Source organism: Streptomyces sp. NPDC029169 (assembly GCF_055563935.1).
This window is the reverse complement of sequence record NZ_JBVHXA010000012.1, coordinates 27007-51701: the sequence shown is the minus strand read 5'-3', so window position 1 is coordinate 51701 and position 24695 is coordinate 27007. Positions and strand designations below refer to the sequence as shown.

General features: G+C 70.6%; 23 protein-coding genes. 10 read left to right on the top strand and 13 right to left on the bottom strand.

The features are described from left to right. Nucleotides 1-38 precede the first annotated feature (38 nt). Nucleotides 39-659, bottom strand: coding sequence for an aa3-type cytochrome oxidase subunit III (gene ctaE, locus ACZ4VI_RS22195; RefSeq protein ID WP_355109150.1), 621 nt, complete (start codon nucleotides 657-659; stop codon nucleotides 39-41). A 177-nt stretch (nucleotides 660-836) separates the two neighbouring features. Between ctaE and ACZ4VI_RS22190 the strand changes: the two genes are divergently transcribed. Continuing rightward, nucleotides 837-1238: a hypothetical protein gene (locus tag ACZ4VI_RS22190; protein ID WP_468001591.1), complete on the top strand. Its 402-nt coding sequence runs from the start codon at nucleotides 837-839 to the stop codon at nucleotides 1236-1238. Nucleotides 1239-1241: 3 nt separating this feature from the next. Here ACZ4VI_RS22190 and ACZ4VI_RS22185 read toward each other — a convergent pair whose 3' ends face one another. From ACZ4VI_RS22185 to ctaC, 4 genes are all read right to left on the bottom strand, one after another. Beyond that, complete coding sequence (locus ACZ4VI_RS22185; protein WP_468001590.1) at nucleotides 1242-2495, bottom strand: L,D-transpeptidase; 1254 nt, start codon at nucleotides 2493-2495, stop codon at nucleotides 1242-1244. 122 nt (nucleotides 2496-2617) lie between these two features. Then, nucleotides 2618-3016 (bottom strand): cytochrome c oxidase subunit 4, encoded by a 399-nt coding sequence (locus ACZ4VI_RS22180; protein WP_468001588.1) that lies wholly within the window; start codon nucleotides 3014-3016, stop codon nucleotides 2618-2620. Continuing rightward, nucleotides 3013-4749 (bottom strand): aa3-type cytochrome oxidase subunit I, encoded by a 1737-nt coding sequence (gene ctaD / locus ACZ4VI_RS22175; protein WP_468001586.1) that lies wholly within the window; start codon nucleotides 4747-4749, stop codon nucleotides 3013-3015. The genes ACZ4VI_RS22180 and ctaD overlap by 4 nt, the downstream gene beginning before the upstream one ends. Continuing rightward, nucleotides 4746-5711, bottom strand: a complete 966-nt coding sequence (gene ctaC / locus ACZ4VI_RS22170; protein WP_468001584.1) for an aa3-type cytochrome oxidase subunit II — start codon at nucleotides 5709-5711, stop codon at nucleotides 4746-4748. Before ctaC ends, ctaD begins: the two co-directional genes overlap by 4 nt. A gap of 289 nt (nucleotides 5712-6000) precedes the next feature. On the opposite strand from ctaC, the gene ACZ4VI_RS22165 reads away from it, so the two are divergent. Beyond that, on the top strand, nucleotides 6001-7386 hold the full coding sequence (locus ACZ4VI_RS22165; protein ID WP_468001582.1) for an aminotransferase class V-fold PLP-dependent enzyme: 1386 nt from the start codon (nucleotides 6001-6003) through the stop codon (nucleotides 7384-7386). A 30-nt stretch (nucleotides 7387-7416) separates the two neighbouring features. On the opposite strand, the gene ACZ4VI_RS22160 is transcribed toward ACZ4VI_RS22165, so the two are convergent. After that, nucleotides 7417-8391 (bottom strand): carbohydrate kinase family protein, encoded by a 975-nt coding sequence (locus ACZ4VI_RS22160; RefSeq protein ID WP_468001580.1) that lies wholly within the window; start codon nucleotides 8389-8391, stop codon nucleotides 7417-7419. 132 nt (nucleotides 8392-8523) lie between these two features. Between ACZ4VI_RS22160 and ACZ4VI_RS22155 the strand changes: the two genes are divergently transcribed. Together ACZ4VI_RS22155 and ACZ4VI_RS22150 are read left to right on the top strand one after the other, a co-directional pair. Continuing rightward, nucleotides 8524-8730: a hypothetical protein gene (locus ACZ4VI_RS22155; protein WP_468001578.1), complete on the top strand. Its 207-nt coding sequence runs from the start codon at nucleotides 8524-8526 to the stop codon at nucleotides 8728-8730. Between the two features lie 70 nt (nucleotides 8731-8800). After that, entirely contained in the window at nucleotides 8801-10177 is a 1377-nt protein-coding gene (locus ACZ4VI_RS22150; RefSeq protein ID WP_468001576.1) for a hypothetical protein, read from the top strand. Between the two features lie 69 nt (nucleotides 10178-10246). Here ACZ4VI_RS22150 and ACZ4VI_RS22145 read toward each other — a convergent pair whose 3' ends face one another. Continuing rightward, a complete protein-coding gene (locus ACZ4VI_RS22145) occupies nucleotides 10247-10603 on the bottom strand; it encodes a HesB/IscA family protein (RefSeq protein WP_018848827.1) in 357 nt (118 codons plus the stop codon). A gap of 258 nt (nucleotides 10604-10861) precedes the next feature. Here ACZ4VI_RS22145 and nadA point away from each other — a divergent pair, with 258 nt between their 5' ends. Continuing rightward, entirely contained in the window at nucleotides 10862-12043 is a 1182-nt protein-coding gene (gene nadA / locus ACZ4VI_RS22140) for a quinolinate synthase NadA (RefSeq protein WP_468001574.1), read from the top strand. Nucleotides 12044-12109: 66 nt separating this feature from the next. Here nadA and ACZ4VI_RS22135 read toward each other — a convergent pair whose 3' ends face one another. The 5 genes from ACZ4VI_RS22135 to ACZ4VI_RS22115 all read right to left on the bottom strand — a co-directional run bounded on the left by ACZ4VI_RS22135 (nucleotide 12110) and on the right by ACZ4VI_RS22115 (nucleotide 18518). After that, nucleotides 12110-15223 carry an efflux RND transporter permease subunit gene (locus ACZ4VI_RS22135; protein ID WP_468001572.1) on the bottom strand — a complete coding sequence of 1038 codons (3114 nt, stop codon included), beginning with the start codon at nucleotides 15221-15223 and terminating at the stop codon, nucleotides 12110-12112. Between the two features lie 157 nt (nucleotides 15224-15380). Then, entirely contained in the window at nucleotides 15381-16073 is a 693-nt protein-coding gene (locus ACZ4VI_RS22130; RefSeq protein ID WP_468001570.1) for a response regulator, read from the bottom strand. After that, on the bottom strand, nucleotides 16070-17311 hold the full coding sequence (locus tag ACZ4VI_RS22125; protein WP_468001568.1) for a sensor histidine kinase: 1242 nt from the start codon (nucleotides 17309-17311) through the stop codon (nucleotides 16070-16072). Before ACZ4VI_RS22125 ends, ACZ4VI_RS22130 begins: the two co-directional genes overlap by 4 nt. 111 nt (nucleotides 17312-17422) lie before the next feature. Next, nucleotides 17423-17701, bottom strand: a complete 279-nt coding sequence (pspAA, locus tag ACZ4VI_RS22120) for a PspA-associated protein PspAA (RefSeq protein WP_468001566.1) — start codon at nucleotides 17699-17701, stop codon at nucleotides 17423-17425. Between the two features lie 19 nt (nucleotides 17702-17720). Further along, nucleotides 17721-18518: a PspA/IM30 family protein gene (locus tag ACZ4VI_RS22115; protein ID WP_468001564.1), complete on the bottom strand. Its 798-nt coding sequence runs from the start codon at nucleotides 18516-18518 to the stop codon at nucleotides 17721-17723. Between the two features lie 269 nt (nucleotides 18519-18787). Between ACZ4VI_RS22115 and ACZ4VI_RS22110 the strand changes: the two genes are divergently transcribed. The 3 genes from ACZ4VI_RS22110 to ACZ4VI_RS22100 all read left to right on the top strand — a co-directional run bounded on the left by ACZ4VI_RS22110 (nucleotide 18788) and on the right by ACZ4VI_RS22100 (nucleotide 21408). Further along, entirely contained in the window at nucleotides 18788-19384 is a 597-nt protein-coding gene (locus tag ACZ4VI_RS22110) for a DUF3043 domain-containing protein (RefSeq protein WP_468001562.1), read from the top strand. Between the two features lie 38 nt (nucleotides 19385-19422). Then, a complete protein-coding gene (locus ACZ4VI_RS22105; RefSeq protein ID WP_468001887.1) occupies nucleotides 19423-20199 on the top strand; it encodes a methyltransferase domain-containing protein in 777 nt (258 codons plus the stop codon). A gap of 144 nt (nucleotides 20200-20343) precedes the next feature. Further along, nucleotides 20344-21408 carry a S1C family serine protease gene (locus tag ACZ4VI_RS22100; protein ID WP_468001560.1) on the top strand — a complete coding sequence of 355 codons (1065 nt, stop codon included), beginning with the start codon at nucleotides 20344-20346 and terminating at the stop codon, nucleotides 21406-21408. Nucleotides 21409-21973: 565 nt separating this feature from the next. Here the strand turns inward: ACZ4VI_RS22100 and ACZ4VI_RS22095 are convergent. Beyond that, entirely contained in the window at nucleotides 21974-22183 is a 210-nt protein-coding gene (locus tag ACZ4VI_RS22095; protein WP_468001558.1) for a hypothetical protein, read from the bottom strand. Nucleotides 22184-22274: 91 nt separating this feature from the next. Here ACZ4VI_RS22095 and ACZ4VI_RS22090 point away from each other — a divergent pair, with 91 nt between their 5' ends. Next, entirely contained in the window at nucleotides 22275-23477 is a 1203-nt protein-coding gene (locus ACZ4VI_RS22090; protein WP_468001556.1) for a bifunctional adenosylcobinamide kinase/adenosylcobinamide-phosphate guanylyltransferase, read from the top strand. A gap of 48 nt (nucleotides 23478-23525) precedes the next feature. Then, nucleotides 23526-24614 carry a nicotinate-nucleotide--dimethylbenzimidazole phosphoribosyltransferase gene (gene cobT, locus ACZ4VI_RS22085; RefSeq protein WP_468001554.1) on the top strand — a complete coding sequence of 363 codons (1089 nt, stop codon included), beginning with the start codon at nucleotides 23526-23528 and terminating at the stop codon, nucleotides 24612-24614. The last annotated feature ends 81 nt before the right edge of the window (nucleotides 24615-24695 follow it).

Sequence of the window (24695 nt, the reverse complement as noted above, 5' to 3'; positions counted from 1 at the left end):
TCGATGCTTGCTGGATGTGCTCGGGTCCCGGGACCCGATTACTTGATCATGTAGATCGTGGCGAAGAGGCCGATCCAGACGACATCGACGAAGTGCCAGTAGTAGGACACGACGATGGCGGCGGTTGCCTGCTCGTGAGTGAACCTCTTGGCGGCGTACGTCCGGCCCAGGACCAGCAGGAAGGCGATGAGACCGCCCGTCACGTGCAGGCCGTGGAAGCCGGTGGTCAGGTAGAACACCGAGCCGTACGGGTCCGACGAGAGCGAGAGCCCCTCGTGCTTGACCAGCTCGGTGTACTCGAAGACCTGGCCGCCGATGAAGATCGCACCCATCACGAACGTGATGATGAACCATGTCCGGAGCTTCTTCACATCGCCCCGCTCCGCGGCGAAGACGCCGAGCTGGCAGGTGAGGGAGGAGAGCACCAGGATCGTGGTGTTGGTCGCCGAGAACGGGAAGTTCAAGGCGTCGGCCTTTTCCGCCCAGAACTCGGCACCCGTCACCGATCGCAGGGTGAAGTACATCGCGAAGAGGGCCGCGAAGAACATCAGCTCGGAACTCAACCAGATGATGGTTCCGACGCTGGTGAGGTTCGGTCGATTGACCGACGGGTGCGCGTGCCCGGTTTCTACTGTCGTTACTGTCGCCACGACCGACATTATGTCGGTCGCTTATCCCGCCCTCACTCCCGGGGGTGCCGTTCGGAGTGTCAGGGGCCTCTGTCCAGCCCGAACGGCCCATCGGGGCGGCCTCCCAGCCGGTGTCGTACCGGTGTTGACGGGGTGTGGGACGGAGTAGCATCCCGCGCATCGGTTGATGACCTTCACGGAGGAACGATGCAGTCGAGCGCCACGGTCCTGGTCTACAGCGACGACGCGAACACGCGGGAACAGGTGCGGCTGGCTGCCGGGCGCAGGCCCGCGGCCGACGTTCCACCGGTCGAGATCGTCGAATGCGCGACGCTCCCGGCCGTGCTCAAGCGGCTGGAGGAGGGCGGGATCGACGCCTGCGTCCTGGACGGCGAGGCGGTGCCCGCCGGCGGCATGGGCGTGTGCCGCCAGATCAAGGACGAGGTCTTCCGCTGCCCGCCGGTGCTGCTCCTGATCGGCCGCCCGCAGGACGCCTGGCTGGCCACCTGGAGCCGCGCGAACGCCGCGGTCACCCTTCCGGTGGAACCGGTCGAGTTCGCGGCGTCCCTGGCGGGGCTGCTGCGCGAGCGCCTCTCCATCGACGCGTAACGGCTAGATCGACGGCTTCAGGCGGTTCGGGTCGGGCTGGTGGGCGGCGCTCTTGGTGTCGGCCACCAGGGCGCTGCCCAGGCGCCACTTGTCCCACGGCATGTTCCAGTCGCCGAAGCCGTTCCCGAAGGGGTCCATTGTCTCGCCGAGGCTGTTGACGGTCTTCACGATGTCGCCGGGGCGGACGTTCTCGTAGAACCAGGCCGCGTTCCCGGTCGACATGCCGACACAGCCGTGGCTCACGTTGGCGTAACCCTGCGAGCCGACGGACCAGGGCGCGGCGTGCACGTATTCACCGCTCCAGGTGACCCGCGTCGCGTAGTAGACGGGCAGGTCGTACGACTCGGAGCTGCCCGCCGCGATGCCGACGGTGGTGCTGCGCATGCGGACGAAGTACTCCTTGCCCAGCACGACCTTGACGCCGTTACGTGTGGAGAAGCCCGGTTTGCCGGTGGTCACCGGAATGGTGTTGATCACTTTTCCGTTGCGCTTCACGGTCATGTAGTGCGAGCCGGCGTCCGCGACCGCCTCGATCCGGTCGCCGATGGTCAGCTTGAGCGGTTTCGAATCGCCGCCGTAGAGCTTGTCGCCGACCTTGACGCCCGCGAGGTTGCCGGTGACCGTGATCGCCGCGCCCGTGGGCCAGTACTCCTTCGGGCGGAAGTGCAGCTTCTTGTCGTCCACCCAGTGCCAGGAGCCCTCGACGGACGGCGTGGAACGCACCTTGAGGGCCCGTTCGACGACCGCGCGGGCCTTTCGGTCCTTGACGGGGAGGCTGAGCTCGGCCGTGATGGGCTGTCCGACGCCGTACTTGCCCGCCTCCGGGCCGAACTCGACCGTCAGGGCCCGCTTGGCCGGGGCGGTCTCGAACGTGAACGTACGGGCGCCGGGAGCGCCGTCCTCGTCCTCCGTGGAGACCTTGACGGTGTAGCGGGCACCGGCCGTCAGGGAGCCCGTGGAGCGCCAGAGACGGCCGTCCGCGGTGAGCTCGCCGGCCAGGTGGTGCCCGGTCGCGTCGACGGCCGTCACGTCGGTGATACGGCCGTCGTTGCCCTTGGCCGTGATCTCCAGCGCCTTGTCCGGGTCGGCCTTCCTGCCGTCGTCCGGGGCGCTGAAGGAGACCTGCTGCGCCGCGTCGTACGGCTTCGCCGACAGCGGGTGGCCCCCTGAGCCCGCACAGGCGGAGACGCCGGCGGTGAGGAGGGAGGCCAGAAGGGTGCAGCACAGAAGAGTCCGAATGCGCGGCGTGTCGTTCATGACATCACCGTAAGAACATTCCATCCGGCCAGCGCGCCTAGTACTGCAAACGAGGGGCCCGGACGCTTCGGGTGACGAAGTGTCCGGGCCCCTCGGGGTGTCACGGGGTGGTGCGGGTGGTGCTACTGGTTCTGGTTCTCACCGCGATAGAACTCGAACACCCAGCCGAACAGACCGACCAGGATCAGCGGAGCCGAGAAGTACAGCAGCCACCATCCGATCGCGATCGCCAGGAAGGCGAGCGCGCCACCGATGGCCAGCGAGAGCGGCTGCCAGCTGTGGGGGGCGAAGAAGCCCACCTCGCCGGCCTCGTCCGCGACGTCGGCCTCCTTGTCGTCCTGCGCCATCGCGTCGACCCGCCGGGCCGTGAAGGCCAGGTAGTAGCCGATCATGATGGAGAGGCCGAAGGCCAGGAAGAGCGCCGTGGTGCCGACCGGCTCCTTCGACCACACGCCATAGAGGATCGCCATGGCGAGGATGAAGACGCTCAGCCAGATGAAGAGCTTGCCCTGGATCTTCACTTGCCGGCCTCCTTGCCACCGGAGAGGGCCGGGGCCTCGTGCGGCTTGTTCTCGAGCATGTCGACCGCCGCGATCTCAGGGTGATGCAGGTCGAACGCCGGGGATTCGGAGCGGATCCGCGGCAGGGTGAGGAAGTTGTGCCGCGGGGGCGGGCAGGAGGTGGCCCACTCCAGCGAACGGCCGTAGCCCCACGGGTCGTCGACCTCGATCTTCTCGCCGTACTTGGAGGTCTTCCAGACGTTGTAGAGGAACGGCAGGATCGACAGGCCGAGCAGGAACGAGGAGACCGTCGAGATCGTGTTCAGCAGGGTGAAGCCGTCGGCCTCGAGGTAGTCCGCGTAACGACGCGGCATGCCCTCGGCACCGAGCCAGTGCTGCACCAGGAACGTGCCGTGGAAGCCGATGAACAGCGTCCAGAAGGTGATCTTGCCGAGCCGCTCGTCCAGCATCTTGCCGGTGAACTTCGGCCACCAGAAGTGGAAGCCGGCGAACATCGCGAAGACCACGGTGCCGAAGACGACGTAGTGGAAGTGCGCGACGACGAAGTACGAGTCGGAGACGTGGAAGTCCATCGGCGGCGAGGCCAGGATGACGCCGGTCAGACCACCGAAGGTGAAGGTGACCAGGAAGCCGATCGTCCAGAGCATCGGTGTCTCGAAGGACAACGAGCCCTTCCACATCGTGCCGATCCAGTTGAAGAACTTCACACCGGTCGGTACGGCGATGAGGAACGTCATGAAGGAGAAGAACGGCAGCAGTACACCGCCCGTGACGTACATGTGGTGGGCCCACACCGTCACGGAGAGACCGGCGATCGCGATCGTCGCGGCGATCAGACCGATGTAGCCGAACATCGGCTTGCGGCTGAAGACCGGGATGATCTCGGAGACGATGCCGAAGAACGGCAGCGCGATGATGTACACCTCGGGGTGGCCGAAGAACCAGAAGAGGTGCTGCCACAGCAGCGCGCCACCGTTGGACGCATCGAAGATGTGCGAGCCGAACTTGCGGTCGGCCTCCAGCGCGAAGAGCGCGGCGGCGAGGACCGGGAAGGCGAGCAGGACCAGGACACCGGTCAGCAGCACGTTCCAGGTGAAGATCGGCATGCGGAACATCGTCATGCCCGGAGCGCGCATGCAGATGATCGTGGTGATGAAGTTGACCGAGCCGAGGATCGTGCCGAAGCCGGAGAAGGCCAGACCCATGATCCACATGTCGGCGCCGACACCCGGCGAGCGGACGGCGTCCGACAGCGGGGAGTAGGCGAACCAGCCGAAGTCGGCCGCACCCTGCGGGGTGAGGAAGCCGGCCACCGCGATGATCGAGCCGAAGAGGTACAGCCAGTACGCGAACATGTTCAGCCGCGGGAACGCCACGTCGGGCGCGCCGATCTGCAGCGGCATGATCCAGTTCGCGAATCCGGCGAACAGCGGCGTCGCGAACATCAGCAGCATGATCGTGCCGTGCATCGTGAACGCCTGGTTGAACTGCTCGTTCGACATGAGCTGCGTACCCGGACGGGCCAGCTCGGCGCGCATGAAGAGCGCCATGACGCCGCCGACGCAGAAGAAGACGAACGACGTCACCAGGTACAGCGTGCCGATCGTCTTGTGGTCGGTGGTCGTCAGCCACTTCACCACGACATTGCCGGGCTGCCTGCCGCGTACCGGGAGCTCGTTCTCGTACGAGTCCTCAGCCGCGGCCGCACCCTTGGGTTCGTTGAGGATGCTCACAGTTGGTTCTTCTCCGCATTCCTGGCCGGGTCCGTCTGCTCAATGCCCGACGGGATGTAGCCGGTCTGCCCCTTCTCCGCCAGCTCCTTCAGGTGCTGCTGGTAGCGCTCCGGAGAGACCACCTTGACGTTGAAGAGCATCCGGGAGTGGTCGACACCGCACAGCTCGGCGCACTTGCCGCGGAAGGTGCCTTCCTGCGTCGGCGTGACCTCGAAGGCGTTGGTGTGACCCGGGATGACGTCCTGCTTCATGAGGAAGGGGAGCACCCAGAAGGAGTGGATGACGTCACGCGAGGTCAGGACGAACCGGACCTTCTCGCCCTTCGGCAGCCACAGGGTCGGGCCCGGGTTGCCGTTCTGCGGGTTCCGGGTGCCCGGGATGCCGGCGTCGTAGACACCGCCGGCGTTGTCCGGGAACTGGTCCTGGTACTTGTCCGGAATGGCGTCGAGGTTCGGCGCCGTCCTGGCGTCACCGGTCACACCGGGAACGTTCTCGATGTAGTTGAAGCCCCAGCTCCACTGGTAGCCGACCACGTTGATGGTGTGGGCCGGCTTGGTGGAGAGCTCGAGGAGCTTCGACTCGTCGCGCGCGGTGAAGTAGAAGAGCACCGACACGATGATGAGCGGAGTGACCGTGTACAGCGCCTCGATGGGCATGTTGTACCGCGTCTGCGGAGGTACCTCGACCTTGGTGCGGCTGCGCCGGTGGAAGACGACGGACCACAGGATCAGTCCCCAGACCAGGACGCCCGTGATGAGCGCAGCCGCCCACGAGCCCTGCCAGAGGGAGAGGATCCGAGGCGCCTCTTCCGTTACCGGAGTGGGCATACCAAGGCGGGGGAAGTCTTCCCAGTTGTACGAGCAGCCCGTGGCTGTCGCCAGGATCAGGCCCGCAGTCAGCACCTGCGGCAGCTTCCGCCGCATCGGGCGCCGCGACGAGCGGTCGGAGCCGTTGGGACTCACGTAGCGCCTTCCCGAGAGTCTCGGCCCGCGCTGGTCGGCCACGGCCGTCCGTCTCGGTGGTCGGTCGCCGCCCCGGCCGCGGGCAGGGGTTTGGATGTTTATGCGGACCAAACCCTACTGGACGCTATTTGGGGTCGCGCGGGGAGGGTGCCCAACGCGCCGTCCGACACCCCGAAGGGGTGGAGTCCGGGCCTCCGCGGGCCGGCCTCGACCCCCCGGACGTGGGGCGATCGTCGGTGCGGGCGGGGCATCTGACGGGGGATTAAGGAGTGGGAGTTAGCGTGGAGAGGTGCCCTACTTCGATGCCGCCTCCTCCGCCCCGCTCCACCCCGTCGCCCGCCAGGCGCTGCTTGCCTCCCTGGACGAGGGCTGGGCCGACCCCGCCCGCCTCTACCGCGAGGGGCGGCGGGCCAGGATGCTCCTCGACGCGGCGCGGGAGGCCATGGCGGAGGCCGTGGGGTGCCGCCCCGACGAGCTGGTGTTCACTCCTTCGGGGACACGGGCGGTCCATTCCGGAATTTCCGGCGCGCTCGCGGGGCGTCGGCGTGTCGGGGCCCGGCTGGTGGTCTCGGCGGTCGAGCACTCCTCCGTCCTGCACGCGGGCGAGGCCCACGCGGCGGCGGGCGGGTCGCTGGCGGAGGTGCCGGTGGGCCGGTCCGGGGCGGTGGAGGCCGGGGCCTTCGCGGCGGCGGTCCGGGAGCCGGGGACGGCGCTGGCCTGTCTGCAGTCCGCCAACCACGAGGTGGGCACGGTGCAGCCGGTGGAGGAGGCCGCGGAGGCGTGCGGGGCGGCGGGGGTGCCGCTGCTCGTCGACGCGGCCCAGTCGCTGGGGTGGGGACCGGTGACGGGGCCCTGGTCGCTGCTCGCGGCGAGCGCGCACAAGTGGGGCGGGCCTGCGGGTGTGGGTCTGCTCGCGGTCCGCAAGGGCGTCCGCTTCTCTCCCCAAGGCCCGGCGGACGAACGGGAGTCGGGGCGGGCGGCCGGTTTCGAGAACCTGCCGGCGATCGTGGCCGCGGCGGCCTCGCTGCGGGCGGTACGGGCGGAGGCGGAGGCCGAGGGGGCGCGGCTGCGGGGCCTGGTGGACCGGATCCGGGCGCGGGTGCCGGAGCTGGTGCCGGACGTGGAGGTGGTGGGCGATCCGGTGCGCCGGCTCCCGCATCTCGTCACGTTCTCCTGTCTCTATGTCGACGGAGAGACGCTGCTGCACGAGCTGGACCGGGAGGGTTTCTCCGTTTCGTCCGGTTCGTCGTGTACGAGTTCGACGCTGACCCCCAGCCATGTGCTGCGTGCGATGGGGGTGCTGAGCGAGGGCAACGTCCGGGTGTCCCTGCCGGCGGGCACGCCGGAGGAGGACGTGGACCGCTTCCTGACGGTGCTGCCGGGGGTGGTCGCGCGGGTACGGGAGCGGCTCGGCGCCCCGGAGGCGGCGACGGAGCCGGGGCCCTCGGGCTCCCTCGTGGTCGACGCCCTGGGCAAGCGCTGCCCGATCCCGGTGATCGAGCTCGCGAAGGTGATCGGCGACGTTCCGCTGGGCGGCACGGTCACGGTCCTCGCCGACGACGAGGCGGCCCGCCTGGACATCCCGGCCTGGTGCGAGATGCGCGGCCAGGAGTACATGGGCGAGGAGCCATCCCCGAAGGGCGGCGTGGCGTACGTGGTGCGGCGGGTGGCGTAGGGGCTCCGCGCCGGGCGGAGCCCCCAGGTGTCAGCTCAGGTGGGTCTTTACCTCGGTCGCGGCCTCGTCGCCGTACGCCTTGGTGAAGCGGTCCATGAAGTTCGCGCGGCGCAGCTCGTACTCCTGGGTGCCCAGGGTCTCGATCACCAGCGTGGCGAGCATGCAGCCGACCTGGGCCGCGCGCTCCAGGCTGACGCCCCACGACAGGCCCGTCAGGAAGCCGGCGCGGAACGCGTCGCCGACGCCCGTCGGGTCGACCTTGGCCTCCTCCTCGGGGCAGCCGACCTCGATGCTCTCCTCGCCCACCCGCTCGATGCGCACACCGCGCGAGCCGAGCGTGGTGACCCGGTGGCCGACCCGGCCCAGGATCTCCTCGTCGGTCCAGCCCGTCTTGGACTCGATGAGGCCCTTCTCGTACTCGTTGGAGAAGAGGTACGTCGCCCCGTCCAGGAGCGTGCGGATCTCCTCGCCGTCCATCCGGGCGATCTGCTGCGAGAAGTCGGCCGCGAACGGGATGCCCCGCGTCTTGCACTCCTCCGTGTGGCGCAGCATCGCCTCGGGGTCGTCGGCGCCGATCAGGACGAGGTCGAGGCCGCCCACGCGGTCGGCGACGGCCTTCAGCTCGATCTGCCGGGCCTCGCTCATCGCGCCCGTGTAGAAGGAGCCGATCTGGTTGTGGTCCTTGTCCGTGGTGCAGACGAAGCGCGCGGTGTGCAGGACCTCCGAGATCCGCACGGAGCCGGTGTCGACGCCGTGGCGGTCGAGCCAGGCCCGGTAGTCGTCGAAGTCGTAACCGGCCGCACCCACGAGGATCGGGTTGCCGCCGAGCTGGCCCATGCCGAAGCAGATGTTCGGGCCCACGCCTCCCCGCCGGATGTCGAGGTTGTCGACGAGGAAGGAGAGGGAGACCGTGTGCAGCTGGTCCGCGACCAGCTGGTCTGCGAACCGGCCGGGGAAGGTCATGAGGTGGTCAGTGGCGATGGAGCCGGTGACTGCGATACGCACGGCTGGGCGCTCCTGCGGGACGGAAAGGGGTTGACAGTTCACGCTACCGGGTGGGAAGCGCCCTGCCGAACAGTGGAAACTACCCCAGAGTAGGCCTTTTCCCCGGAGCCGTGGCGTGCGTACGGTGCGCCTATGTCCACGTACCCCGCTCCCCGGGAGCATCAGGAGACCGAGTTCAGCCTGGCCCAGCTCCGCGGCGACAGTGCGCGGATGGCTCCGCACTGGGTGGTGCCCGCGGTCGCGGCGCCCGCTCCGGTCTCCCCCGCACGCATCCACGGTGTCGTCGTCCCGCCCGACTCGGCGCGGCTGATCGACGCCACCTCCGAATACGGCGCCTGAGGGACGGAACCACCCGCTCCCCCGTTCCGTCCCACTGATGTCTCGCGGACAGGAGTGAAGGAGCGATGCGGTGAGCGGTACGGAGAACCGGCGGATGCGGCACCGACCGCTGCTCGTCGCCTCGGTGGCGGCGAGTGTCCTGCTCGCCGGGGGCGGCGGGGTGTATCTCGCCACCACGGCGGACAGCGGTACCACCGCTCCCCCGCCGCTGAGCCTCGACAGCAAGGCCGGCGGGCCGGGCATCGCGCCGGGCGAGCCCGACCCCAGCGGCGACGGCGCCGTCTACAAGGCCAGGGGCCCCCTCCCCCAGGGCCCCTCCTCGGCCGCGGTCCACCGGCCCGAGGGCCGGGTCACCTCCGCGGAGGTGACCCGGCTGGCCAAGGCCCTGGGCATCGAGGGCGCGCCGAGGCTCGAGGGCGAGGTCTGGAAGATCGCGCCGGAGAAGGACGGGTCGGGGCTGCGGCTCGATGTGGCCTCCGAGGCCCCGGGCAGCTGGACGTTCTCGCAGTACGACGGCGGCCCGGCCGGCGACACCTGCCTGAAGGGCAAGGCGTGCCCGCCCCCGGGTGAGGTGAAGCCCCCGGCCGGTGGGCCGGTGAGCGAGGCGGCGGCGAGGGCGGCGGCCACTCCCGTACTGAAGGCGATCGGCCAGGAGGACGCGAAGCTGGACGCGAGCCAGCTGATGGGTTCGGTACGGGTCGTCAACGCGGACCCGGTCGTGGGCGGGCTGCCGACGTACGGCTGGTCGACCGGGATCCATGTCGGTCCGGACGGTGAACCGGTCGCGGGCAGCGGGCAGTTGAAGGACCCGGTGAAGGGCGACAGCTATCCGGTGATCAGCGCCGAGAAGGCCCTTGAGGAGCTGAACAAGTCGGCCGGCACGATCGGCATCGGCGGCTGTGCGACGGCTCCGCCGGCGGGTTCGGACATGCCGATGATGACCTGCAAGCCGGACGCGAAGCCGCGGGAGCTGGCGGTCACGGGCGCGGTCTTCGGTCTCGCGGCGCAGTTCGTGGACGGCGAGCGGGCACTCGTGCCGTCTTGGCTGTTCCAGGTGGAGACGGAGGCCGGGGCGAAGCCGTACACCGTCGTACAGACGGCGGTGGCCCCGGAGCATCTGGCGCCCCCGGTGAAGCCGAGCCCGACCCCGACGCCGGATCCGGACGAGGGCACGGCGCCCGAGCGGCGCATCGAGTCGTACCGGGTCGACGGCGCCGGCACGAAGCTGTCGGTGACCTTCTGGGGCGGGGTGTGCAGCGAGTACACGGCGACGGCACGGGAGAGCGCCGACAAGGTCTCCGTGCGGATCACGGAGAAGCCGATCGACCCGGGCAGGGCGTGCATCGCGATCGCGGTGGAGGTGACCAGGACGGTCACCCTGGAGCAGCCACTGGGCGGCCGGACGGTCGTGGACGCGGCGAGCGGGCAGCCCGTACCGAGGAAGTGATCCCCTTTACGGCCGAAGGCGGCCGCCCGGGGATCCGGGGCGGCCGCCTTCGTACGTACTGCAGGCGACTTAGCTGAACGAGTCGCCGCAGGCGCAGGAGCCCGTGGCGTTCGGGTTGTCGATCGTGAAGCCCTGCTTCTCGATGGTGTCGACGAAGTCGATGGAGGCGCCGCCCAGGTACGGGGCGCTCATGCGGTCGGTGACGACCTTGACGCCGTCGAAGTCCTTGACGACGTCGCCGTCGAGCGAACGCTCGTCGAAGAAGAGCTGGTAGCGCAGGCCGGAGCAGCCGCCGGGCTGTACGGCGACGCGCAGCGCCAGGTCGTCGCGGCCTTCCTGGTCGAGCAGGGCCTTGACCTTGGCCGCGGCGGCGTCAGACAGGAGGATGCCGTCGCTGACAGTGGTCTTCTCGTCCGATACGGACATCTGCTTCTCTCCCGGGTTGTACGGAGAACGGAGACTGCTTGCCGACGGTTGCAACCGGCGGGGCCCGGGATTCATTCCGGGCGAGCCCTAGTCTTTCCCTTTCATGCTCGCACACCCTCTCGCGAACCAGGACCGGCAAGTGCCGCCGCGTGGAGGGCGAATTCGTCACATCGACACTATGGACATCGTCAAACTGACGTGAAGCGGTTATGATAGATAGCGTCATTTAGACGAAAAGGTCTTCCGCAGAAAGAAAGGGTGCGTGACGTGACCACCGCCCAGCCCCTGGACGTCCAGCCGACGCCGCTCGCCCTCCTGCTGCTCGGCCGCGAGGCCGACCCGAAGAGCGAGCGCGGAGTGGAGTGTCCCGGCGACCTTCCGTCGCCCTCCGACCCGGACCTCGTGGAGCGTGCCCGCGCGGCCAAGGAGAAGCTCGGGGACAAGGTCTTCGTCCTCGGCCACCACTACCAGCGCGACGAGGTCATCCAGTTCGCCGACGTCACCGGCGACTCGTTCAAGCTCGCCCGCGACGCGGCGGCGCGCCCGGAGGCCGAGTACATCGTCTTCTGCGGTGTGCACTTCATGGCCGAGTCGGCCGACATCCTGACCACGGACGACCAGAAGGTCGTACTGCCGGACCTCGCGGCCGGCTGCTCGATGGCCGACATGGCCACCGCCGAGCAGGTCGCCGAGTGCTGGGACGTGCTGACCGAGGCGGGCATCGCCGAGCAGGTCGTGCCCGTCTCGTACATGAACTCCTCGGCCGACATCAAGGCCTTCACCGGCAAGCACGGCGGCACGATCTGTACGTCGTCCAATGCCAAGCGCGCGCTGGACTGGGCCTTCGAGCACGGCGAGAAGGTCCTTTTCCTGCCCGACCAGCACCTGGGCCGGAACACGGCGGTGCGCGAGATGGGCATGACGCTCGACGACTGCGTCCTGTACAACCCGCACAAGCCGAACGGCGGCCTGACCGTCGAGGAGCTGCGGAACGCCAAGATGATCCTGTGGCGGGGTCACTGCTCGGTGCACGGCCGGTTCTCGCTGGACTCGGTCAACGACGTGCGCGAGCGGATCCCGGGCGTGAACGTGCTGGTGCACCCGGAGTGCAAGCACGAGGTCGTGGCCGCGGCGGACTACGTCGGCTCGACGGAGTACATCATCAAGACGCTCGAGGCGGCCCCGGCCGGCTCGAAGTGGGCCATCGGCACGGAGCTGAACCTGGTCCGCCGCGTGGCCAACGCGCACCCGGACAAGGATGTCGTCTTCCTCGACAAGACGGTCTGCTTCTGTTCGACGATGAACCGGATCGACCTGCCGCACCTGGTGTGGGCACTGGAGTCGCTGGCCGAGGGCAACCTGGTCAACCGCATCCAGGTCGACAAGGAGACGGAGAGCTTCGCGAAGCTGGCGCTGGAGCGGATGCTGGCGCTGCCGTAGGCAACGGGGCACGTGTGAAGGGGCGCCCCCACTTGGGGGCGCCCCTTCGGCGTGCGGGGCCGGTGGTCACACCTTTACCGGCTCCTCGGGCGCCGGGGCGGGGGTGACCGTCTTCTTCGCCCGCTTCGCCATCCTCTTCTGCGCGCGGCGCTCCTTGCGGAGCTCCACCATTGCGTAGAGCGTCGGGACGAGGAGCAGGGTCAGCAGGGTCGAGGTGATCAGGCCGCCGATCACCACCACCGCCAGCGGCTTCGCGATGAAGCCGCCCTCGCCGGTGATGCCGAGCGCCATCGGGAGCAGTGCGAAGATCGTCGCGAGCGCCGTCATCAGGATCGGGCGGAGTCGGTGGCGGCCGCCCTCGACAACCGCCTCGACGATGCCCAGGCCCTGCGAGCGGTACTGGTTGATCAGGTCGATCAGGACGATCGCGTTGGTGACCACGATGCCGATCAGCATCAGCATGCCGATCATCGCCGGGACACCCATCGCCGTGCCCGTGACCACGAGCAGACCGATCGCGCCGGTCGCCGCGAACGGGATCGACACCAGCAGGATCAGCGGCTGGACCAGCGACCTGAACGTCGCGACCAGGAGCATGAAGACGATCGCGATCGCCGCGAGCATCGCCAGCCCCAGGTTGACGAACGCCTCGGACTGGTCCTCGGAGACACCGCCGATGGACGCGGTCGCGCCCTCCGGGAGGTCGAGCGCGCTGATCTTCGACTGGAGCGCGGTGCTCACCGCGCCGGTGTTGTCACCGGTCGGCTTGGCCGTGATCGTCGCAGCCCGCGCGCCGTCGATCCGCGTCATCGAGACCGGGCCCGGGACCAGCTTCACGTCGGCGATGTCGCCGAGCGTGACCGGTCCGAGCGGCAGCGCCTTCAGACCGGCCATCGTGGTGGCGGGCTGCGCCGAGGTCAGGACGATGTCCCGCTCGGTGTCGTCGAGGATCGCCTTGCCCGCCGGGGTGCCGCGGACCGCCTGCGCGACGGCCATGCCGAGCGTCGTGTCGTCGAAGCCGAGCTCCGCCGCCTTCTCGTTCGCCTTGACGGAGATCCGCGGGACGGACTGCGAGAGGTCGCTCTGGACGTCGGTGACGTCGTCGAGCTTCGCGACCTCGGCCTTGACCGCCTCGGACGCCTGCTTCAGGGTGTCCGCGTCGGAGGCCTTGACCACCACGCTGAGGTCCTGGCTGCCGAAGCCGTCGCCCGCCGCGATCGTCGTGTCGCCGATGCCGTCGAGCTTGCCGAGGGCCGCGTCGATGGCGTCGCGGGTCTTCTCGTACGACGCCGAGTCCTCCAGCGTCACCTGGTACGAGGCCTGGTTGGCGCCCGTGCCACCGCCGAAGGCGGCCATGAAGCCCGAGGAGCCGACGGTGACCTGGTAGTCCTTCACCCCGTCGGTGGTGGAGAGGACCTTCTCGACCTTCGCCGCCGCTTCGTCGGCCGCCGCGAGGCTGGTGCCCGGCGCCAGCTCCTGCTTGATGCTCATGACCTCCTGCTCGCCCTGGTCGAAGAAGTTCGTCTTCAGGAGCGGGGCCATGCCGAAGGTGCCGACCAGGACGACGATCGCGATCGCCACGCTGGTGAGGCGGCGCCGGGTCGCGAACCGCAGGACCGGGACGTACAGACGCTGGAGCCGGCTCCTGCTCTCCTTCTCCTCCGCGCGGCGCCGGGCCTCGTCCGGGTCCTCCGACGTGCCCTTGGGGGCGCGCAGGAACCAGTACGAGAGGACCGGGACGACGGTGAGCGAGACCAGCAGCGAGGCGAGCAGGGCCGCGGTGACGGTCAGACTGAACGAGCCGAACAGCTCACCGACCATGCCGCCGACCAGCCCGATCGGCAGGAAGACCGCGACCGTGGTGAGCGTGGAGGAGGTCACGGCGCCCGCGACCTCGCGTACCGCGGTGAGGATCGCCGCCTGGCGCTCCTCGCCGTAGCCGAGGTGCCGCTTGATGTTCTCCAGGACCACGATCGAGTCGTCGACGACCCGGCCGATGGCGATGGTGAGGGCGCCCAGGGTCAGCATGTTGAGCGAGAGGTCACGCGTCCACAGCACGATCAGGGCCAGGACGACCGAGAGCGGGATCGAGACCGCGGTGACCAGGGTGGAGCGGATCGAGGCGAGGAAGACCAGGATCACCAGGACGGCCATGACGAGGCCGAGCGCGCCCTCCGTCGTCAGACCGGAGATCGACTTGGAGACGGCCGGGCCCTGGTCGGAGACGACGGTCAGCTCGGCGCCCGCGCCGAGGTCCTTGCGCAGCTCGGGCAGCTTGTCCGTGACCGCCTCGGAGATGGCGACGGCGCTGCCGTCGTTGTCCATGGTGGCCATCACGGCGAGGCTCGGCTTGCCGTTCGTACGGGTGATGGAGACCCGGGAGGACTCCTCCTGCTCCACCGTGGCCACGTCGGCGAGGCGCACCGCCTTGCCCTTCTCGGGCTTGATGCGCAGGTCCTGGATCTGCTGGAGCGAGGTGAAGCCGCCGCCGACCTGGACGGTGCGGCTCTTGCCGTCCTCGGAGAACGAGCCGGCGGGAACGGTGGCTCCGCCCGCCTGGAGGGCCTGGGCGAGCTTCATCGTGTTCAGTCCGGCAGCCGCGAGCTTCCGCTCGTCCGGGGTGACGGAGACCTGGAGGTCCTGCACGCCGTCGACGGAGACCTGGCCGACGCCGTCGATGTCCTCCAGGGCTGGGACGACCGTGCGCTCCAGTTGGGCGGCCAGCGCCTGCTGGTCCTTGTCGGAGGTGACGGCAAGGACGACGGTCGGGATGTCGTCGGTGGAACCGGCGACGACCTGCGGGTCGACGCCGTCGGGCAGCGCCACGCGCGCCCGGTTCACGGCCTGCTGGACGTCGGCGACGAGCTGCTTGGTGCCCTCGTCGCCGTAGTCGAAGGTCGCCATGATGACGGCGTTGCCCTCGGAGGCGGTGGAGGTGACGCCCTTGATGCCGTCGACGGCCTTGATCGTGCTCTCGAGCGGTTCGACGACCTGCTTCTCGACCACGTCGGGGGACGCGCCCTGGTACGGAGCGAGGACCGAGACCATCGGGAGCTCGATCGACGGCAGCAGTTGCTGCTTCAGCTGCGGGATGGCTATCGCCCCGAAGACGATGGCGACGATGGACATCAGCCCGATCAGGGCCCGTTGCGCGAGGCTGAATCTGGACAGCCAGGACATGGGGTCTCGTTTCTGTGGCGTGCTCGGGAGGCGGGCGCCAGGACGGTTCCAGGGGTGCCCGACTACACGATCAGCCATGAGGAGCGCCGGGTCCTCGGCCCCCGGGTCCAATTCCTTGTCCGCGCATACCGCGTCTGGAGTACGCCGGAGTACGACCTCACTCCACCCTTGGACGTACCAGCCCCGACTCGTAGGCCGTGACCACCAGCTGGGCGCGGTCGCGGGCGCCCAGTTTGGCCATGGTCCGGTTCACGTGCGTCTTCACCGTAAGAGGGCTGACCTCGAGGCGTTCAGCGATCTCGTCATTGGAGTGGCCGCCCGCGACGAGGACGAGGACCTCGCGCTCGCGGGTGGTGAGGGCGGCGAGACGCTCGGAGTACGCGGCGGAGTCCTGGCCGTCCTCGCCGTCCGAACGTCCGCCCTGGGCCAGGAACTTGGCGATCAGACCCTTGGTCGCGACGGGCGAGAGCAGGGCCTCTCCGGCGGCCGCGATCCGGATGGCGTTGAGCAGTTCCTCCGGTTCCGCCCCTTTTCCGAGGAAGCCCGAGGCGCCTGCGCGGAGCGACTGCACGACGTACTCGTCCACCTCGAAGGTGGTCAGCATGACGATCCGTATGCCGGACAGCTCCGGGTCCGCGGTGATCAGCCGGGTCGCGGCGAGCCCGTCCGTGCCGGGCATCCGGATGTCCATCAGGACGACGTCGGCCTTGGTGGTACGGGCGAGGGCGACGGCCTCGGCCCCGTCCGCGGCCTCGGCGACCACCTCCATGTCGGGCTCGGAGTTCACGAGCACCTTGAAGGCGCTGCGGAGCAGGGCCTGGTCGTCGGCGAGCAGCACCCGGATGGTCATGTGTCCTCCCCCGTACGGGCCGTTGCGGCCGTTACGGGCAGTATCGCCTGGACGCGGAAGCCGCCGCCGTAGCGGGGTGCCGTGGTCAGCGTGCCGCCGAGGGCGGTGACGCGCTCGCGCATGCCGATCAGGCCGTGCCCGCCGGGGCCCGTGTCGGTGTCGGCCTCGGGCTGGGGGGTGCCGTTGTCGAGGACGGTGATCTCGACGGTACGGCCGACCCGGACGACGCTCACCTCGGCCTTGGCATCCGGGCCCGCGTGTTTGCGCACATTGGTCAGCGCCTCCTGGATGATCCGGTACGCGGCGAGGTCGACGGCCGCCGGCAGCGCGGTGTCGTCGGTGGCGCGCGCCAGCTCGACCGGGAGGCCCGCGTTGCGGAAGGTGGCGAGGAGCTCGTCCAGGACGGTGAGGCCGGGGGCCGGTTCGGTGGGGGCCTCGGGGTCGCCGGACTGGCGCAGCAGGCCGACGGTCGCGCGCAGTTCGTTGAGGGCGGAGCGGCTGGCGTCCCGGACGTGCGCCAGGGCCTCCTTGGCCTGGTCGGGCCGCTTGTCCATGACATGGGCGGCGACCCCGGCCTGGACGTTGACCAGCGCGATGTGATGGGCGACGACGTCGTGCAGATCGCGGGCGATCCGCAGGCGCTCCTCGGCGACCCGGCGGCGGGCCTCCTCGTCCCGGGTCCGCTCGGCGCGCTCGGCCCGCTCCCGTATGGCGTCGACGAAGGCGCGCCGGCTGCGGACGGCGTCACCGGCGGCTGCGGCCATCCCGGTCCACGCGAAGACGCCCAGGTTCTCCTGGGCGTACCAGGGGGTGGGCCCGAAGAGCATCGCGGCGGCCGTGAGCACGGTCATGGTGATGAGGCCGACCCGCCAGGTGGTGGGGCGGTCGGTCCGGGAGGCGACGGTGTAGAGCGCGATCACGGCGCTCATCGCGACGGGGGCGGGGCGGTCGTCGGCGAGCAGCTCGATGAGGGTGACGGCCCCGGTGAAGGCGAGCACGGCGAGGGGGGCGCGGCGGCGCAGGACGAGGGCCGCGGCGCCGAGCACCATGAGGAGCACGCTGCTCGCGTCGGGGGTGCGGTCGCCGAAGGTGGGGCCGTTGGGGCTGCCGTGGGGGTCGGCGAAGGAGGCCGTGATCATGCAGGCGAGCACGCCGAGCGCGAGGGCCCCGTCGAAGGCGAGGGGGTGCGCCCGCAGCCACTGCCGGCCTCGCAGGAAGCCGCTGTCGAGGGAGGTCACGACAGGCAACGGTACGGGGTGGGTCGCGGCGGTGCCCCGCTCCCTGCGATGAGGCCTGCGATGAGGCCTGCGATGAGGGGGCGGGGCACCGGGTGCGTCGGGGAGTGCGGCTCAGCCAGGGATCAGGCCGTCGTCGGAGAGCATCTCGCGGACCTCTTCGAGGGTCGCGTCCGGCGCCGGAAGGATCAGTTCCGAGGGTTCGAGGGCGTCGTCGGGGAGGGGTTCGCCGATCCGGCGGACCGCTTCGAGGAGCGCGGACAGCGTCCGGCGGAAGCCCTCATCGTCCCCCGACTCCATCTCCGCGAGCAGCTCGTCGTCCAGCTTGTTCAGCTCGACGAAGTGACTGTCGGCCAGCTTCCACTGGCCCTCCCCCATGATCCGTACGATCATGACGCGTCCTTCGGGCTCGTTACTGCTTGTCGAAGCGGGGCTGGGAGGACTGCTGCTGCTGGTCCTGAGGCGTCGCGGTGCCGCCCTCGATGGCCTGCTTCGAGGCCGAGGGCCCTCCGGCCAGCTCCGCCTTCATCCGCTGGAGCTCCAGCTCGACGTCCGTACCGCCGGACAGCCGGTCAAGCTCGGCCTGGATGTCGTCCTTGGCCAGGCCCGACTGGTCGTCGAGCGCGCCCGAGGCGAGCAGCTCGTCGATCGCGCCGGCCCGCGCCTGGAGCTGGGCGGTCTTGTCCTCGGCGCGCTGGATGGCCACGCCGACGTCGCTCATCTCCTCCGAGATGCCGGAGAAGGACTCGGCGATCCGGGTCTGCGCCTGAGCGGCCGTGTAGGTCGCCTTGATCGTCTCCTTCTTCGTACGGAAGGCGTCGACCTTGGCCTGGAGACGCTGCGAGGCCAGCGTGAGCTTCTCCTCCTCGCCCTGCAGCGTCTGGTGCTGCACCTCGAGGTCGCTCACCTGCTGCTGGAGGGCCGCCCGCCGGGAGAGCGCCTCACGGGCCAGGTCCTCGCGGCCGAGCGCCAGCGCCTTGCGGCCCTGGTCCTCCAGCTTCGCGGACTGGCCCTGGAGCTGGTTCAGCTGCAGTTCGAGCCGCTTGCGCGAGGTCGCCACGTCGGCGACGCCCCGCCGGACCTTCTGCAGGAGCTCCAGCTGCTTCTGGTAGGAGTAATCGAGGGTCTCGCGCGGATCCTCGGCCCGGTCAAGGGCCTTGTTTGCCTTCGCGCGGAAGATCATCCCCATACGCTTCATGACACCGCTCATGGGCTTCGCGCGCCCCCTTCTGACGGACTCGGCTCAAGCACTCCAACAGGATCCACACTACGGTCCCTGTCTCTATTGACGCACTGTTCGGGGCCGGATGCGCTCCTCCCCAAGGACGAGTGCGAGCGGGCTCCCTCAGGCCCAGGGAGTAGATGGACCTCGGGGAAACCGTGCGTGTCGTCCGTACGTACCCCCACAGACGCGGGCCGATACCAGATCGTTCCCGCCCGCTCTGGGGTCCACACCCCCCACCACGTACCCTGGGCTTTGTGTTCCGTAGCCGTTCCAAGGAAGAGAAGGCCGCCACCGACAAGGTGAGCGTGGACCTCTCCAAGCAGCCCCGCGACCCCGAGGCCCCCAAGGGCCGCCCGACCCCGAAGCGGAGTGAGGCCCAGACCCAGCGCCGTCGTGCCACGACCGTGCCGACCGACCGCAAGGAGGCCGCCAAGCGCCAGCGCGAGGCGCGCCGCACGGACCTCGCCCGTCAGCGCGAGGCCCTCGCCAGCGGCGACGAGCGTTACCTGCCGGCCCGTGACAAGGGTCCGGTGCGCCGTTTCGTGCGCGACTTCGTCGACTCGCGCTTCGCGATCGCCGAGTTCTTCCTGCCGATGGCCGTCGTGATCCTCGTGCTTTCGATGATCCGCGTGCCGGCGCTGCAGAACATCTCGCTGCTGCTCTGGCTCGGTGTGATCGTGATGATCATCATCGACTCGATCGGTATCTGGCTCCGTCTGAAGAAGCAGCTGGCCGAGCGCTTCCCGAACGAGCCGAAGCGCGGTGCCGTGGCCTACGGCCTGATGCGTACGCTCCAGATGCGCCGACTGCGACTGCCGAAGCCGCAGGTCAAGCGCGGAGAGCGGCCCTGAGCGCGGACAGCTCCGAGTCCGGTACGGGTGGGCGTCCGCTGCTGCCCGCCGCCTCCCCGTGGCCGAGCGGGTACGGCGGGCTGCGCGAGACCGTCCGCCAGGAGCTCGTCGCGCGCCAGCTCGACGAGCAGATAGCCGGCCGCTACCCGGTGGGGCAGCGGCTGCGGATCCTGGACGCGGGCATGGGGCAGGGCACCCAGGCGCTGCGGCTGGCCAGGGCCGGTCACACGGTGACCGGTCTGGAGGCCGATCCCGAGCTGCTCAAGGCCGCCCGTGACTCGCTGGCCACCGAACCGGCCGGGATCCGTGAGCGGGTCCGGCTGATCGAGGGCGACGGCCGCGAGACGGGCGTGCACTTCCTGCCGGGCAGCTTCGACGTCGTGCTCTGCCACGGCGTGCTGATGTACGCGGACGCGCCGGACGCTCTCCTCGCGGGCCTCGCCCGGATGCTGGCGCCCGGCGGTCTGCTCTCCCTGGTCGTACGGAACGCCGACGCCCTGGCCATGCGGCCGGGCCTGGCCGGGGACTGGTCGGACGCGCTGACCGGCTTCGACTCGGACACGTACACCGATCACCGCGGGGTCAAGGTGCGGGCCGACCGGCTCGACGCGCTGACGTCGACGCTGGCGGGGATCGCCGCCCCGCTGCACGCCTGGTACGGGGTGCGGGTCTTCACGGACGGTGTGCCGGGTGAGGTGGGGCTGCCGGCCGCCGACGAGCTGGAGCGGCTGCTCGCCGCCGAGGACCGGGCCGGGCGGACGGAGCCGTACCGGAGGGTCGCGGCGCTGCTGCATCTGTGCGGGGTGCGGGGCTGAGGCCCTGGGCCGTGGGGCCCCCTGATCGGCCGTCTGCCCCTGATCGGCCGTCTTGCCCTGATCGGCCGTCTTGCCGTGATCGGCCGTCTCCATTCGGCCGACTTCACCGAGCCGGACGGATCGGGTGAACGTGATACTCCGGACATGGACGCCTCCCGTGCCCGACGCCTTCTCCTCCCCCTGACCGCAGGCGCCTGCGCGGCGGTGCTCGTCCTCCTCGGAGGATGCTCCTCCGGCGCCGCGCCACGGGCCGAGCGCTCCACGCAGGCCGCGGCCCCGCTCGCCGCCAACGAGCTCGAGGACGACTACCAGGCCGTGATCAAGGACGTCCTGCCGTCGGTCGTCCAGATCGACGCCCAGACCGGTCTCGGCTCGGGGGTCGTCTACGACGGCAAGGGGCACATCGTCACCAACGCGCATGTGATCGGCGAGGAGCGAACCTTCCGGGTCACGGCGGCGACGGGCAAGGCGCCGATGGCGGCGAGGCTGGTCGCCACCTATCCCGAGCAGGATCTGGCCGTCATCAGGCTGAACTCCGTGCCGGACGGGCTGAAGCCGGCGAGGTTCGGCGACTCGGCCGAGGTCGACATGGGGCAGATCGTCCTCGCGATGGGCTCCCCGCTCGGTCTGTCGGGCAGCGTCACCCAGGGCATCGTCTCGGCGACCGGCCGCACGGTCAGCGAGAGCCGTGCAGGCGGCGGTACGGGGGCGACCATCGGGAACATGGTCCAGACGTCGGCCGCGATCAACCCCGGCAACAGCGGGGGCGCGCTGGTCAACCTGGACGGCGAGGTCATCGGTATCCCCACGCTGGCGGCGACCAATCCGGAGCTGGGCGGCGGCTCGGCGCCCGGGATCGGCTTCGCGATCCCGGCGTCGATGGTGCGCACGGTCGCCGACCAGATCATCAAGGACGGCAAGGTCACCGACTCGGGCCGGGCGGCCCTGAACATCACCGGCCGGACCGTTCTCGACGACAACTACGAGCCGGCCGGGGTCGCGGTGGTCGAGGCGCCGGCCGACGGGGCGGCGGGCAGGGCCGGGATCAGGCCCGGGGACGTGATCACCCGGATCGGGGACGCGCCGGTCACGACGATCACCTCCCTCCAGGAGGCGCTGGCGTCACTGAAGCCGGGGGACGAGGTGGTGGTGGTGTACGAGCGGGGTGGGCGCGAGGCGAAGGCGGAGGTCACGCTGGGGGAGATCTAGGGCGGCGCGGGTTGTGGGCGGCACCCACCCTCGCCCCCCGGGATCGTGGGCAGCCGCTCCGCAGGCGGCGGCACCACCCTCACCCCCCGGGGTTGTGGGCACCCGTCCCGCTGCGGCGGCACCCACCCTCAACCCGCACGCGGGTTGTGGGCAATCGTCCCGCAGGGCGGGACGGGTGGGCACAACCCCACGACGGCGCCGCACCCGTGGGCACCGCAGGCACGGGGAGCCTGGGCCCGGCAAGGGCGCCGTCCGTTGTGCCCACCCGTTCCGCCCCAGCGGAACGTATGCCCACAACGGGGGTAGCGGGGGTGGGCAACGCCCAGCGGGGCGCAGGGCCCACAACGGGGGTAGGGGTGGGTGGGCACCGCCACAGCGGGGCGCGGGGCCCACAACGGGGGTGGGGTGGGCACCGCCACAGCGGGGCGCGGGGCCCACAACGGGGGTGGGGGTGGGTGGGCACCGCCACAGCGGGGCGCGGGGTCCACAACGGAGGGAAGGGGGGTGGGCCCCGGCCCAGCGGCGGGCGCCGTGTCGGTGGAACCCGCCCCCCTCGCCGAGCGCTCTAGCTCTCCGCCGCCTCGCGGAGGGACATCTTGTAGATCTCCGTGTCGTCCTCGAAGAGCCTGACCTGTTCCGCGCCGCCCTCCAGGAGGTCCTTCCAGACCTCACCGATCCAGGATTCGGCGTCGCCCTGGGTCGTCCAGTCCTCCGGTTCCACCGCGGGAGAGGTCTCCGTGCCGTCGGCCTTCTCGAACCGCCACGTCCATGCCATGTCCGCCTCCTGAGGCTCACCGGATGATCGGTTTCCTGCCCGCAGCGTAGCCGGGCGCGCACCGCTCGCGGGGACGCGGGAGGATCAATGGGTGGAACTGACTCTGCTCGGCACCGGCGCCCCCCTCGGGCTCCCCCGCCCCGACTGCCCCTGCGCCGTGTGCGCGACGTCCCGTGGTGACCGGGCGCGGGCCGCCACCGCGCTGCTCGTGGACGAGGCGCTGCTGCTCGACCTGACGCCGGGGGCCGCGCTGGCCGCCGCCCGGGCCGGGCACTCGCTGGTCGGCGTACGGCAGGTGCTGCTCACGCATCCGCACGGCGGGCCCGCCGTGGAGGTGCCGGCCGGGCTGCCTGCGGCGGGGCGGGTGCCGGACGGCCGGGAGCTGACGCTGATCAGCGGGCACCGGGTGCGGGCCGTGCCGATGGACTCGCCCGGTACGGGGTATGCCGTGACGTCGCCTGAGGGCGAGCGGCTGCTCTATCTGCCGCCGGGCGGCTCCCCCGCCGGTCTGCCGGAGGATCACCGCCGCCCGTACGACATGGTCGTCGCGGACGTCACGGGCCGGCCCGACGCGCTGGCGCGCCTCCGGGCGACCGGGGCGGCGGGGGCGGAGACGGACGTGATCGCCGTCCATCTCGACCACGACGCCCCGAACGGTCCGGAGCTGGACCGGCGGCTCGCCGCGGCCGGGGCGCGGGCGGTGCCGGACGGCACGACGCTGTACGTCGGCGAGTACCACGCCGTGCCCGACGTGCCGCGTCGCACGCTGGTGACCGGCGGGGCGCGGTCGGGCAAGTCGGTGGAGGCCGAGCGGCGCCTGGAGACGTTCCCCGAGGTGCTGTACGTGGCGACGAGCGGGACCCGGGAGGGCGACCCGGAGTGGGACCAGCGGGTGGCCCTGCACCGGGACCGGCGGCCGGGCTCCTGGCGTACGGAGGAGACCACCGATCTTGTACCGCTCCTGGAGGCCGAGGGACCCGCGCTGCTGATCGACTGTCTGTCCCTGTGGCTGACGGACGCGATGGACCGGGTGGGGGCCTGGGACGACGAGCGGTGGGCGGACGGCGGGCAGGAGGCGCTGTGGGAGCGGGTCGCGGAGCTGGTGGCGGCGGTCCGCGCCACGTCCCGCACGGTCGTCGCCGTCACGAACGAGACGGGGTCGGGGGTGGTGCCCGCGACCGCAGCGGGGCGCCGCTTCCGGGACGAGCTCGGCCGGCTGAACGCGGCCTTCGGGGACGAGTGCGAGCAGGTGCTCCTCGTCGTCGCGGGACAGGCCCTGGTGCTGCGCGGGTAGGGTGCGAGGCGATCACCATGGCCACTGCGGACGTCACGAGGAAGAGCCTTGAACCTGGACGACTTCTCCGATCTGATCGAGCGCCCCGACGGCGGGGTGCGGCGTGACGCCGAGGAACGCCGGGAGCGGCTGATCGTTCCGCCCGGCGCGCTGGGCCGGCTCGACGAGCTCGGCGAGTGGCTCTCGGCGGCGCAGGGTTCGGTCAAGGTGCGGGCGATCGAGCAGCCGAAGGTGGTGCTCTTCGCGGGCGACCACGGGGTGGCCTCGCTCGGGGTGTCGGGCCGCGCGGCCGGCACCGCGTACGAGCTGGTCCGCTCGGTCCTCGACGGGGCGAGCCCGGTGGCGGTGCTCGCCCGCAGCGCGCGGGTGCCGGTACGGGTGGTGGACGCCGGTCTGGACTGCGAGCCGGAGCTGCTGCCCGCCGAGGTGGTACGGCACCGGGTGCGGCGCGGCAGCGGCCGGATCGACATCGAGAACGCCATGAGCGCGGAGGAGACCGAGGCGGCGATCCGGCTCGGCATGACGATCGCCGACGAGGAGGCCGACTCCGGTACGGATCTGGTCGTGCTCGGCGATCTGAGCGTGGGCGGCACGACGCCGGCCTCGACCCTGATCGCGGCCCTGTGCGGGACCGACGCCTCCGTGGTCACCGGCCGGGGCGGCGCGGGCATCGACGATCTGGCCTGGATGCGCAAGTGCGCGGCGATCCGGGACGCGCTGCGGCGCGCCCGGCCGGTCCTGGGCGACCAGCTGGAGCTGCTCGCCGCGGTCGGCGGGCCGGATCTGGCGGCGATGACCGGATTCCTGCTGCAGAGCGCGGTGCGCCGGATGCCGGTGATCCTGGACGGTGTGGTGGGGGCGGCCTGTGCGCTGGTGGCGCAGCGGGCGGCGTTCCGGGCGCCGGACTGGTGGCTGGCGGGTCAGGTCAGCGGTGAGCCGGCGCAGGCGAAGGCGCTGGACCGGATGGCACTCAACCCGCTGCTCGACCACGGCGTCACTGTGGGCGAGGGAACCGGGGCACTGCTCGCTCTTCCCCTCGTCCAGGCCGCGGCCGCACTGGCGGCGGAGCTGCCCGAGCGACCGGAACCGACCACTCCGGAGGACGCGCCGGACGGCGCTCCGGACGAGGAGAGCTAGAGCGCGGATCACGGCACCGAACGCGGTCCTCGCCACGATTGGCCGACCGCTTCCGGCGCCCCGCCATGGCAAGCGATGCCC